An 11,546-nucleotide genomic window follows, 5' to 3' on the forward strand; every position below is an offset into this window, starting at 1 on the left:
ATGCCGCCCGCGACCGCCGCCTCGAAGCGGATCACCCGACCCAGGCTTTCGGCCAGTTCCGCCAGCGCCTGCCCGTGGACGGCCAGCAGCGCCTTGTTGGCGGTGACGACATCCTTGCCCGCGCGCAGCGCCGCCTCGATGCTGTCTCTGGCGACGCCATTCTCGCCGCCGACCAGTTCGACATAAACGTCCACGTCATCGGCGGTGGCGACGGCATTGGGGTCGTCCTCCCAGCGATAGGCCGACAGATCGGCGTCGCGGTTCTTCATCCGGTCGCGCGCGCTGACCGCGGTGATCGTCACCGCCCGGCCGGTCCGGCGGCCCAGCAGTTCGGCATGTTTCTGCACGATCTTGACGACACCGATCCCGACGGTGCCCAGCCCGGCAATGCCCAGGCGCAGGGGGGACGACATGGAAGCCTCTTGTTGTCGCGATTTCGCGGCGTGTTAGCGCGGCAGGGGCGGCGTTGCAACGCGGGAAAGCCGTTATCACCGCACGCCGGCCGGCGTGGATCGCGACAGGGCCTCAATCCTCGTCCCGATGGCCGGCCCATTCGCCGTCGATTCCGGTCGCGCGCATGATCGACACGATCCGCCGCGCGGCCTGCAGCGTCGCGGCATGGATGTCGCGGACATCCTGCGGATTCATGTCGTCCGGATAGCGTTCGCCGCGCGTGTTGATGAAGGTGGGATGCCAGTAGCCCGGCCGATCGCCGGGCCGCCAGGAGGCATGGCACAGCAGGTTCCGCCGCAGCCGAAGCTCGCTCAGCGTCCCGGCCAGCGCCTGCCTGTCCTCGATCCCGGCGCGGTTCGTCGCGGCGACGAAACTGTCGATCAGCGTGCCCAGCGAATCGTCGGCGATCTCTTCCATCCGCCGCAGCCATTTCTCCAGCGCGCTTTCGGTCGCATCCTCGCCCAGTCCCTGGCGTGTCAACGAGAAGATCGCCCGTTTCAGCGCCTCTTCCAGAAAGCCGAAGCCCGAGACGGCGTGGCCGATGGCCAGGGCCATCTCGTCGGATAATCGATCGGGCGCGCGGGGCAGGCTCATGCGCCCGTTCTAGCGGGGCCGGCGGGGGCTGTCTGCCCCCTCCCTGCGGCGGAAAGAAAGCCTGCCGTGGCGCCGCCGGCAGCGGCGGGGGCGGGCGGTTCTTGGGCCGCCGGCCGTCGCGGGGCGCATTCAGGCGGCACGGGCCGCGCGGATCAGGCGCAGGATATCGGCGGCGGCGGCGGGGATGTTGGTGCCGGGACCGAAGATCGCCTTGACCCCGGCATTCTTCAGGAAATCGTAATCCTGCTGCGGGATGACCCCGCCGCAGACCACCAGGATATCGCCCGCGCCCTGTGCCTTCAGCGCCTCGATCAGTCTGGGTGCCAGCGTCTTGTGGCCCGCGGCCTGGGATGAAATGCCCACCACGTGCACGTCATTGTCCACTGCGTCCTGGGCCGCCTCTTCCGGGGTCTGGAACAGGGGGCCGACATCGACATCGAAGCCGATATCAGCGAAGGCGGTGGCGATCACCTTGGCGCCACGGTCATGTCCGTCCTGACCCATCTTGACGACCAGCATGCGCGGGCGCCGGCCCTCTTGTTCGGCGAAGGTTTCCACGTCTTGCTGGATCGCGGCGAAACCTTCGTCACCCTCGTAGGCCGCGCCATAGACCCCGGCCAGCATCTTCACCTCGGCGCGATGGCGCCCGAATTCCTTTTCCATGGCCATGCTGATTTCCCCCACCGTGGCTCTGGCGCGGGCGGCCTCGATGGCGGCCGCCAGCAGATTGCCGCTGCCGGCCGCGCGACGCGTCACCTCGGCCAGCGCCGCGTCGCAGGCCGCCTGATCGCGGCTGGCGCGGATCCGTTCCAGCCGCGCGATCTGGCTGTCGCGGACCTTCACGTTGTCCACATCCAGAATCTCGATCGGATCCTCGCGATCCTTGCGGTATTTGTTCACACCCACGATCACGTCCTCGCCCCGGTCGATCAGCGCCTGACGCCGGGCGGCGGTTTCCTCGATCCGCAGCTTGGGCATGCCGGATGCGACGGCCCTGGTCATGCCGCCCATTTCCTCGACCTCCTCGATCAGCGCCCAGGCCTTTCGGGCCAGTTCCGCGGTGAGGCTTTCGACATAGTAGCTGCCGGCCAGCGGATCGACGACATGGGTGATGCCGGTTTCCTCCTGCAGGACAAGCTGCGTGTTCCGCGCGATCCGGGCGCTGAAATCGGTGGGCAGGGCGATGGCCTCGTCCAGCGCGTTGGTATGCAGCGACTGCGTGCCGCCCAACGCCGCCGACATTGCCTCATAGGCCGTGCGGACCACGTTGTTGTAGGGATCCTGTTCCTGAAGGCTGACGCCCGAAGTCTGGCAATGCGTGCGCAGCATCAGGCTGCTGTCCTTCTTCGCCCCGAATTCCGACATGATCCGGTGCCACAGCAGACGCGCGGCGCGCAGCTTGGCGATCTCCATGAAGAAGTTCATTCCGATGGCGAAGAAGAAGGACAGCCGGCCGGCGAACTTGTCGACATCCATCCCGGCCGACAGGGCCGCGCGGACGTATTCGCGCCCGTCGGCCAGCGTATAGGCCAGTTCCTGCACCAGGTTCGCGCCGGCCTCTTGCATGTGATAGCCGGAAATCGAGATGCTGTTGAAGCGCGGCATTTCGTCTGCGGTATATTCGATGATGTCCGCGATGATCCGCATCGAGGGTTCGGGCGGATAGATATAGGTGTTCCGCACCATGAATTCCTTCAGGATGTCGTTCTGGATGGTGCCGGACAGCGCGGATTTGTCATGGCCCTGTTCCTCGCCCGCGACGATGAAGCTGGCCAGGATCGGGATCACCGCGCCGTTCATCGTCATCGACACGCTGACCTGATCCAGCGGGATGCCATCGAACAGGATCTTCATGTCCTCGACCGAATCGATGGCCACGCCCGCCTTGCCGACATCGCCCTCGACGCGGGGATGGTCGCTGTCATAGCCGCGGTGGGTGGCCAGATCGAAGGCGACCGATACGCCCTGCTGGCCAGCCGCCAGATTGCGGCGATAGAAGGCGTTCGATTCCTCGGCCGTGGAAAAGCCCGCATATTGCCGGATCGTCCAGGGCCGTCCCGCATACATCGTCGCACGCGGGCCGCGGGTGAAGGGCGCGATCCCCGGCAGGCTGCCCATATGCGGCAAATCCGCCGTATCGGCCTGGGTATAAAGCGGCTTGACCGGAATTCCCTCCAGCGTGTCCCAGACCAGTTCGTCGGGGTCGCGGCCCTTCAATTCCTTCTCGGCCAGCCTGCGCCAGGCTTCCAGCGTCGGTTTTGTCATGATGCGTCCTTTCCCCGGCCGGGTCCGTGCTTATATTCAGCACAGGACGAGGTGCCGATGAAGTTGAAATTCCTGATCTTTGCGACCCTGCTGGCGGCGATGGGCCCGGCGCGCGAAGCGCCGCCCCAGGCGGTGCCGCAGCCGGATCCGCCCGCGCCGATGAGTCCCGAAGAGATGCCTGACAGCGCGCCGGCCCCGGCAGCGGCGGCCGAGCTGATCGAACGCGACGCGGCCCAGGTCTCGCCGGGGGATTTCCGGTGGAAATCGCGCCCGGTCGTGATCTTTGCCGACACGGCCGAGGATCCGGCCTTTCGCGAGCAGATACAAGCCCTGCGCCGCCGGCCGGGGATGCTGCTGGACCGCGACGTGATCGTCGTGACCGATACCGATCCGGGTGCCAACGGAGAATGGCGCCGGCTGCTGCGTCCGCGCGGCTTCTCGCTGGTGGTGATGGACAAGGACGGACAGGTCAAGCTGCGCAAGCCCTTTCCCTGGGACGTGCGCGAAATCAGCCGCGCCATCGACAAGTTCCCCTTGCGGCTGCAGGAAATCGGCCGGACGGGCATGTCGCCCTGATTGCAATCGCGCCCGGAACGCCCCATATTGAGACGGCAAAGGGAGACGATGATGGCTGATCCGAAACGCATCCGCACCAGGCGTCCGGCCGCCGCGCCGGCCGAGCCACGCGACACCCCGTCCCGCCCGATCCGTCCCCGCATCATGGACAAGGATCTGCGGGCGGCCCGTTCCGCACTGATCGAGGAAGCCGAACGGATCATGGGCGTCGCCCCGATTCTTGGCCGGACCGGACCGCGTCCGGGTTACTGACGGCTGCGGGCATGTCGCCGCGCCCGGTTCCGTCAACGTCCTTGGCGATCGCGATCATCGCGTCCTCGCCCAGGTCCAGCGCCTCCAGCCTGAAATTGATATAATCACGATACAGATCCGCCGCGCGTTCGGGCCCGATCAGGTCCACGTCCAGCACCCGCAGATCGTCGATGGCCGCGCCGATCACGTCCAGTTGCCGGTAATACAGCACGATCGGGTCGATCGTGTCGCGCGGCAGGACGTGAATTTCGGCGATGATGGCACGGAAGATGGCGTCGTTCGATTCGGTCGGGATGGTCGGAAAAAAACCGGGATTGTCCTCGATCCGCCGGGCGATGGTTTCGCCGTAGGTTTCCAGATCCTCGCGCCGCAAGGCCGCCACATTCGCCCGGATCTCGGCGAACAGCGCGCGCTGGACATCGCGGACGCGGTTTTCACGCAGCTTGGCATCGCGCCTGCGGTTCTGAAGCGCCACGACCCACCAGCCGATGGCCAGAAACAGCCCGGCGATGACCGCCTGCTGCCCCTGCGGACTGAGATAGGGATCCAGCGGCGGTATCGGCGTCATCGGAAGGAACCGGCTTGCGCCGCCGGGCGTAGGGTTGAGGCAAAGGAGAAAGCGATGACCCGCACCCTGCCGATAAGTGCCCTGGCGCTGGCATTCTGGCCGGTTCTTGCCCCTGCCGGTTCCGGGCAGGGCGGGACGACGCCGCAGCCGATCCGCGCCGATACGCTGGAACGTCTGCGCTGGCAGGCCCGCCCGGTGGTGATCCTGGCCGAGGGCGCGCCCCTGGCGGCGCAGGTTCTGGCCCTGACATCCGAACCCGCGGCATTGGCCGAACGCGACATCGTGCTGCTGATCGAGGGGCCGGGGGCCGGCCCCCTCCGCGACCAGGCGGGCAGCGGCTTTGCGGTGCTGCTGATCGGCAAGGATGGCGGGGTCAAGCGGATCTGGCACGAACCCGTCGATCCCGAAGATATTTTCGCGCTGATCGACGCCATGCCCATGCGCCGACGCGAGGCTGGCCAGGACGGCTGAACCGGGATCGGCACGGGGGCGGGCCGGCCGATCATTCGAATTCCATGATCACGTCATCGACCTTCAGGCTCTGGCCCGCCTCGGCGCTGACGGATTTCACCACACCCTTCCTTTCGGCACGGAGGATGTTTTCCATCTTCATCGCCTCGACCGTGGCCAGCGCCTGACCCTCCTGCACCTCGTCACCCGCAGCGACGTTGATCTTCACGACCAGCCCCGGCATCGGGCAAAGCAGCAGTTTCGAGGTGTCGGGCGCGATTTTCTCGGGCATCAGCCGGACCAGTTCGGCGGCGCGCGGGCGGCGGACATGCACGCGCAGCTCGGCACCGCGCAGACGCAGGCGGAACCCTGCCGGGATCCTGTCCGCCTTCATGACCAGCGGCCGGCCGTTGACCGAAAGTCGCGCCAGCGACCGGCCGGGCCTCCAATCGCTTTCGACGCGCAGATCGTGGCCGTCGATGGTCACGGTCGCCCCCTCGCGATCGGCCCTGATCCTGACCGGGATTTCGCGTCCGGCGACGAAGATCACCCAGTTCTCGCCGACATGGCGTTCGTGGTTGTCCAGCCGCCCGCTGATCCGCGCGCGCCTGATTTCGGCCATGCGGTGCATGGCGGCAGCGGCGGCGGCGACGCGGGCTATCTCGGTATCGGGCAGGGATGCGCCTTCGAACCCGGCCGGATATTCCTCGGCGATGAAAGCCGTTGTCATTTCTCCTGCGACGAATTTCGGGTGATCCATGACCGCCGACAGGAAGGGCAGGTTGTGGCCGATCCCCTCGACCTCGAATTCGTCCAGCGCGATCCGCATCGCCTTGATCGCGTCGCCGCGCGTCGGCGCCCAGGTGCAGAGCTTGGCGATCATCGGGTCATAGAACATGCTGATCTCGCCGCCCTCGTAGACGCCGGTATCGTTCCTGACGGCGGTGGGGCTGTCGCCGCCCTCGTTGTCATTGACCCAGTTGCCGCTGTCCTTCAGCGGACCCGCCGCGATCTCGGATGGCGGGCGATAACGGGTCAGGCGACCGATCGAGGGCAGAAAGCCGCGATAGGGATCCTCGGCATAGAGCCTGCTTTCCATGGCCCAGCCGGTGATCTTCAGATCGGATTGCGCGAAGGGCAGGGGCTGACCGTCGGCCACGCGGATCATCTGTTCGACCAGATCGACGCCGGTGATCAGTTCGGTCACCGGATGTTCGACCTGCAATCGGGTGTTCATTTCGAGGAAATAGAAGTTCCGCTCGCCATCGACGATGAATTCGACGGTGCCCGCGCTGGTATAGCCCACGGCCCTGGCCAGCGCGACGGCCTGTTCGCCCATCGCGCGGCGCGTCGCCTCGTCCAGAAACGGCGAGGGGGCCTCTTCGATGACCTTCTGGTTGCGGCGCTGGATCGAACATTCGCGTTCATGCAGATAGACCGCGTTGCCGTGCTGGTCGGCCAGAACCTGGATCTCGATATGGCGCGGCTGGGTGACGAATTTCTCGATGAAGATGCGGTCGTCGCCGAAGCTGCTGGCGGCCTCGTTCTTCGAGGACTGGAAACCCTCGCGCGCCTCGTCGTCGGTCCAGGCGATGCGCATTCCCTTGCCGCCGCCGCCCGCGCTGGCCTTGATCATCACCGGGTATCCGATCTCGCCCGAGATCCTGACCGCTTCGTCGGCATCCGCGATCAGGCCCATGTAGCCCGGCACCGTGCTGACACCTGCCTCCTGCGCCAGCTTCTTCGAGGTGATCTTGTCGCCCATCGCCTCGATCGCCGTGGCGGGCGGACCGATGAAGGCAATACCCGCCTGATCCAGCGCCTCGGCAAACCTGCGGTTCTCGGACAGGAAGCCATAGCCGGGATGAACGGCCTCGGCGCCGGTCTCGCGGATCGCCTGCAGGATCCTGTCGATCACGATATAGGACTGGTTCGCGGGAGCGGGGCCGATATGGACGGCCTCGTCGGCCATCTTCACATGCAGCGCGTTGCGATCCGCGTCCGAATAGACCGCGACGGTCGCGATCCCCATCTTGCGGGCCGTCTTGATGACGCGGCAGGCGATCTCGCCGCGATTGGCGATCAGGATTTTCTTGAACATGGGCGCTCCGGGACGGCAGGCATGAAAAGACCGCCCGCGACGGACAGGTCGCGGACGGTCGAACAGGGCCAGACGCGCGGCGTGCGCGCGGTGGTCAGAGAGTTACTGGCACAGGCGGACGTCGTCGCACAATGCGCCGGCAGCTCCGCCGATCGCGGCGCCCTTGATGGCGTTCTTGCCGCCGACGCTGGCAGCGGTCGCGCCGACGCCTGCGCCGATGATCGCGCGATCCATGTCGGTCGGGTTGATTCCCTGCGTGCAGCCCGCCAGCGCGGTTGTGCCGACCAGGGCCGTAAGAGCGAGAAATTTCGGCATGTCAGATATCCTGTCGTTTCTTTGGCGCAAATCCAACGTGACCCGCGCCGGATCGGTTCATCATATCTGCGTGTATCAGTAGCGTCGCTGGCAGACGCCCGCGTCGTCGCACAGAGCACCCGCGCCCGCGCCGATCGCGGCGCCGGTGGCGATATCCTCGTCCAGCGCCTTGGCGATGACCGCACCCGCAACGGCGCCCCCTGCCGCGCGCTGCGCATCCGGCGACAGGCCAGTCGCGGTGCCGTAGCCCTGCTGGCAGGCTGCAAGAACAAAAAGGAGAAGAAGCGAACCGCCCGTAAGGCGGGCAAAACGTTTGGATTGCATGGTAACTTGCCTGTTTCTGTGACTCGGGTTCGAGCCGGGTTTCGGTCGTGCGAGGCTACTATGGCACAGTGCGCCGATCTGTCAAATTGACATGGGCGTGACGGTAAAATGGCAAGCAGCTTATCGCCCATCATTCCTCGTCCCCGTCATCCATGTCGTCCGCGTTCCAGCCGGGCGCGGCAAGGGCGTCGGGCGCGAAGATCTCGGGGAACGCGGCTTCGGCGGCTACCATGTCCACCTGCAGCAACTGGCCGTAATCGGCCGGGTCGAAATCGCCTACCGCCTTGACCTCGCGCCCGATCAGCCAGCCCAGGCGTCCCGCGTCCAGATTTCCGCGTTCGAAGGGTTCGGAGCCGAAATGCCGGATCAGAGCCGCCAGAAAGCCCGCATCGGCGCGCCGGTCGGCGGCCTTGCGATCGCGGAATCGTTCGCGCCGGGTGATCGGCGTCGCGCCCTGCCTGCGGTTCTCGCGGCGAATGGTGAACTGGAAATCGGTGCCCGGCAGACGGCCTGGAAAACCGCGATGTTTCAGCATGTTCCGCGCCTCCGCAAGGCTTGGGGCGCGACCGCGCGCGGGCAGCGGGGCCGCCCGCGCAGGGCTGTGTCAGTTTTCGTACTGGCCCTGGAAATCGGGCTGAGGTGTGACCGCGCCGTCCATCGGAGTATAGACGTTGATTTCGGGCTCCCGACGCTGGCAGGCCGCGAGGGCCGAGACCAGAACCAGGCCGAGAATGATCTTTTTCGACATATCATCTTGCTCCTGTGATGCGGGCGCGGCTGCGCCCGGCTGCCCGGGAGCGCACCTTGACGGGTCTCCCCGCAGCCGATGATAGCCGCCATGAACGCGGCCAGACAGCGGGGCTGTCTCGGGCTGGGCGGATAGCCGCCGGGCCGGGGCCGGCCCGCATCATTCAGGCGCATGGGCATCATGAGCAAATTCCGAAACCTACAGGGGAATGTTGTCGTGTTTCTTCCACGGATTCGACAGGTTCTTGCCGCGCAGGCTGGCAAAGGCCCGGGCCACGCGCCGCCGGGTCGAGCGTGGCTGGATCACGTCATCGACGAAGCCTTTCTCGGCCGCGACGAAGGGATTGGCGAAACGGTCCTCGTAATCCCTGGTCCGGGCCGCGATCTTGTCGGCGTCGCCCAGTTCGCTGCGATACAGGATCTCGACCGCGCCCTTGGCGCCCATCACCGCGATTTCCGCCGTGGGCCAGGCATAGTTGAAATCGCCGCGCAGATGTTTCGAGGCCATCACGTCATAGGCCCCGCCATAGGCCTTGCGCGTGATCACCGTGACCTTCGGCACCGTCGCCTCGCCATAGGCGAACAGCAGCTTCGCGCCGTGCTTGATGACGCCGCCATATTCCTGGCCCGTGCCCGGCAGGAAGCCCGGCACGTCGACGAAGGTCAGGATCGGGATCTCGAACGCATCGCAGAAGCGCACGAAACGGGCGGCCTTGCGGCTGCTGTCGATGTCCAGACAGCCGGCCAGAACCATCGGCTGGTTGGCGACGACGCCGATGGTGCGGCCCTCGATCCGCACGAACCCGGTGATGATGTTGCCGGCGAAATCCTTCTGGATTTCGTAGAAATCGCCCTCGTCGGCGATTTTCACGATCAGTTCCTTCATGTCGTAGGGCTGGTTCGGATTGTCGGGAACCAGCGTGTCCAGGCTGTCCTCGATCCGGTCGGGATCGTCGTAAAAGGGTCGGACCGGGGCCTTGTCGCGGTTGTTCAGCGGCAGGAAATCGAACAGGCGGCGGATTTCCGACAGCGCCTCGACATCATCCTCGAACGCGCCATCCGCGACGGAGGATTTTCGCGTATGCGTGCTGGCTCCGCCAAGCTGTTCGGCGGTCACGACCTCGTTCGTCACGGTCTTGACCACATCGGGCCCGGTCACGAACATGTAGCTGGTATCCTTCACCATGAAGATGAAGTCGGTCATCGCGGGGCTGTAGACCGCGCCGCCGGCGCAGGGCCCCATGATGACGCTGATCTGCGGGATCACGCCCGAGGCCATGATGTTGCGCTGGAACACGTCGGCATAGCCCGCCAGGCTGGCGACGCCTTCCTGGATGCGCGCGCCGCCGCTGTCGTTCAGCCCGATCACCGGCGCGCCATTCTGCATCGCCATGTCCATGATCTTGCAGATCTTGCGGGCATGGGTTTCCGACAGCGAGCCGCCGAAGACGGTGAAATCCTGCGAAAAGACATAGACCATGCGGCCATTGATCGTGCCCCAGCCGGTCACGACGCCGTCGCCATAGGGGCGCTCGTCCTGCATCCCGAAATCGGTGCTGCGATGGGCGACGAACATGTCGAATTCCTCGAAGCTGCCCTCATCCACCAGCAATTCGATCCGCTCGCGGGCGGTCAGCTTGCCGCGCTTGTGCTGCGCATCGATGCGCCGCTGCCCGCCGCCCAGTCGCGCCTCGCTGCGGCGGCGTTCCAGTTCCTGCAAGATGTCCTTCATCGCGCGGCCCCTTCCGGTTCGGTGGCGGAACGCTAGCGCGCCCGGCCGGAGCATAAAAGAAGTTTCGGGAAAATTTGCAAACCACACCAGCGTGCCGCTACGGAAAATGCAAATCTGCAAATGCCGCCGATCACGGACGGCCTTGACGCGGCGCGAGGCTTGGAGGAAAGCGGGATCATGGGTTTGCAGATCGATCTTGCGGCCATCGTGGCCAACTGGACGGCGCTGGCCGGCAAGGCGCCGGGTGCGCGCGCCTCGGCCGTGGTCAAGGCCGATGCCTACGGGCTGGGCGCGGGACGGGTGGTGCCTGCGCTTCATGCTGCGGGCTGTCGCGACTTCTTCGTGGCCCTGGCGTCCGAGGGACGGGCGATCCGGCCGCATCTGCCCCCGGATGCGACGATCAACGTCCTGTCCGGTCACATGGAAGGCGCCGATCTGGACGGGCTGGTTCCGGTGCTGAACAGCGCCGAGCAGTTCTTTCGCGACAGGACCATGCGACCGGGCAAGCCCTTCGCGATCCAGCTGGACAGCGGCATGAACCGGCTGGGCATGGAAGCCGCCGAATGGGCGGCGATCCGGGCCGAGGCGCTGGCCGCCGGGCCCGCCTTCATCATGTCGCATCTGGCCTGCGCCGACGAGCCGGATCATCCCGCCAATGCCGCCCAGCTTGCCGCCTTCCGCGCGATGACCGATGGCTGCGGCGTGCCGCGGTCGCTGGCGGCGACGGGGGGCATCCTGCTGGGGCCGGATTACCATTTCGACCTGATCCGACCCGGTGTCGGCCTGTATGGCGGGATGCCTTTCGCGGAAGCCCGTCAGGTTGCGCGGCTGTCGCTGCGGGTAATCCAGACGCGGCCGGTCGAGGCGGGCGAATATGTGGGCTACGGCGCGACCTGGACCGCCAGCGGCCCGCGCCGGATCGCGACGGTCGATGCCGGCTACGGCGATGGCATCCTGCGGGCGCTGTCGGGCAGCGGGGCAAGCCTCTATGCCGGTGGCGTGGCGTGTCCCATCGTCGGCCGTGTCTCGATGGATCTGATCACGGCCGATGTGACGGCGCTGGCCACGGTGCCCGACGCGCTGGATCTGATCTGCCCCGAACAGACCGTTGACCGGCTTGCGGATTTCGCCGGCACGATCGGATACGAGATCCTGACCGCGCTGCGCCA

Annotated in this window: 13 protein-coding genes and 1 pseudogene; 4 read left to right on the forward strand and 10 right to left on the reverse strand. The window is 66.2% G+C overall.

The genetic code is table 11. The features are described from left to right. The 3 genes and pseudogenes from B4L36_RS03765 to scpA form a co-directional block, all read right to left on the reverse strand. Window positions 1–413: pseudogene (locus B4L36_RS03765) on the reverse strand (homoserine dehydrogenase); the annotation flags it as partial. Between the two features lie 112 nt (window positions 414–525). Then, on the reverse strand, window positions 526–1,047 hold the full coding sequence (locus B4L36_RS03770; RefSeq protein ID WP_292952584.1) for a hypothetical protein: 522 nt from the start codon (window positions 1,045–1,047) through the stop codon (window positions 526–528). Between the two features lie 129 nt (window positions 1,048–1,176). Further along, window positions 1,177–3,312, reverse strand: coding sequence for a methylmalonyl-CoA mutase (gene scpA, locus B4L36_RS03775; RefSeq protein WP_292952587.1), 2,136 nt, complete (start codon window positions 3,310–3,312; stop codon window positions 1,177–1,179). Between the two features lie 57 nt (window positions 3,313–3,369). Between scpA and B4L36_RS03780 the strand changes: the two genes are divergently transcribed. Both B4L36_RS03780 and B4L36_RS03785 read left to right on the forward strand, forming a co-directional pair. Continuing rightward, on the forward strand, window positions 3,370–3,888 hold the full coding sequence (locus tag B4L36_RS03780; RefSeq protein ID WP_292952590.1) for a DUF4174 domain-containing protein: 519 nt from the start codon (window positions 3,370–3,372) through the stop codon (window positions 3,886–3,888). A 51-nt stretch (window positions 3,889–3,939) separates the two neighbouring features. Next, a complete protein-coding gene (locus B4L36_RS03785) occupies window positions 3,940–4,140 on the forward strand; it encodes a hypothetical protein (protein WP_292952593.1) in 201 nt (66 codons plus the stop codon). Here the strand turns inward: B4L36_RS03785 and B4L36_RS03790 are convergent. After that, on the reverse strand, window positions 4,088–4,708 hold the full coding sequence (locus B4L36_RS03790; RefSeq protein WP_292952596.1) for a hypothetical protein: 621 nt from the start codon (window positions 4,706–4,708) through the stop codon (window positions 4,088–4,090). The two genes, B4L36_RS03785 and B4L36_RS03790, sit on opposite strands and share 53 nt — an antisense overlap. Window positions 4,709–4,762: 54 nt before the next feature. On the opposite strand from B4L36_RS03790, the gene B4L36_RS03795 reads away from it, so the two are divergent. After that, window positions 4,763–5,179 carry a DUF4174 domain-containing protein gene (locus tag B4L36_RS03795; protein WP_292952599.1) on the forward strand — a complete coding sequence of 139 codons (417 nt, stop codon included), beginning with the start codon at window positions 4,763–4,765 and terminating at the stop codon, window positions 5,177–5,179. 31 nt (window positions 5,180–5,210) lie between these two features. Here the strand turns inward: B4L36_RS03795 and B4L36_RS03800 are convergent, their stop codons facing one another. From B4L36_RS03800 to B4L36_RS03825, 6 genes are all read right to left on the reverse strand, one after another. After that, entirely contained in the window at window positions 5,211–7,259 is a 2,049-nt protein-coding gene (locus B4L36_RS03800; RefSeq protein ID WP_292952602.1) for an acetyl-CoA carboxylase biotin carboxylase subunit, read from the reverse strand. 102 nt (window positions 7,260–7,361) lie between these two features. After that, a complete protein-coding gene (locus B4L36_RS03805; RefSeq protein WP_292952605.1) occupies window positions 7,362–7,574 on the reverse strand; it encodes a hypothetical protein in 213 nt (70 codons plus the stop codon). A gap of 75 nt (window positions 7,575–7,649) precedes the next feature. Further along, window positions 7,650–7,898 carry a hypothetical protein gene (locus B4L36_RS03810; RefSeq protein ID WP_292952608.1) on the reverse strand — a complete coding sequence of 83 codons (249 nt, stop codon included), beginning with the start codon at window positions 7,896–7,898 and terminating at the stop codon, window positions 7,650–7,652. Between the two features lie 130 nt (window positions 7,899–8,028). Then, entirely contained in the window at window positions 8,029–8,433 is a 405-nt protein-coding gene (locus tag B4L36_RS03815; RefSeq protein ID WP_292952611.1) for a hypothetical protein, read from the reverse strand. Window positions 8,434–8,502: 69 nt separating this feature from the next. Further along, entirely contained in the window at window positions 8,503–8,646 is a 144-nt protein-coding gene (locus tag B4L36_RS03820) for a hypothetical protein (RefSeq protein WP_292952614.1), read from the reverse strand. A gap of 198 nt (window positions 8,647–8,844) precedes the next feature. Further along, window positions 8,845–10,377, reverse strand: a complete 1,533-nt coding sequence (locus B4L36_RS03825) for an acyl-CoA carboxylase subunit beta (RefSeq protein WP_292952617.1) — start codon at window positions 10,375–10,377, stop codon at window positions 8,845–8,847. A gap of 177 nt (window positions 10,378–10,554) precedes the next feature. On the opposite strand from B4L36_RS03825, the gene alr reads away from it, so the two are divergent. Continuing rightward, window positions 10,555–11,546: alanine racemase (gene alr, locus B4L36_RS03830; protein ID WP_292952620.1), on the forward strand; the 992-nt coding region annotated here is incomplete at its 3' end.

The organism is Paracoccus sp. UBA889, assembly GCA_002294185.1.
Lineage (GTDB): Bacteria > Pseudomonadota > Alphaproteobacteria > Rhodobacterales > Rhodobacteraceae > Paracoccus.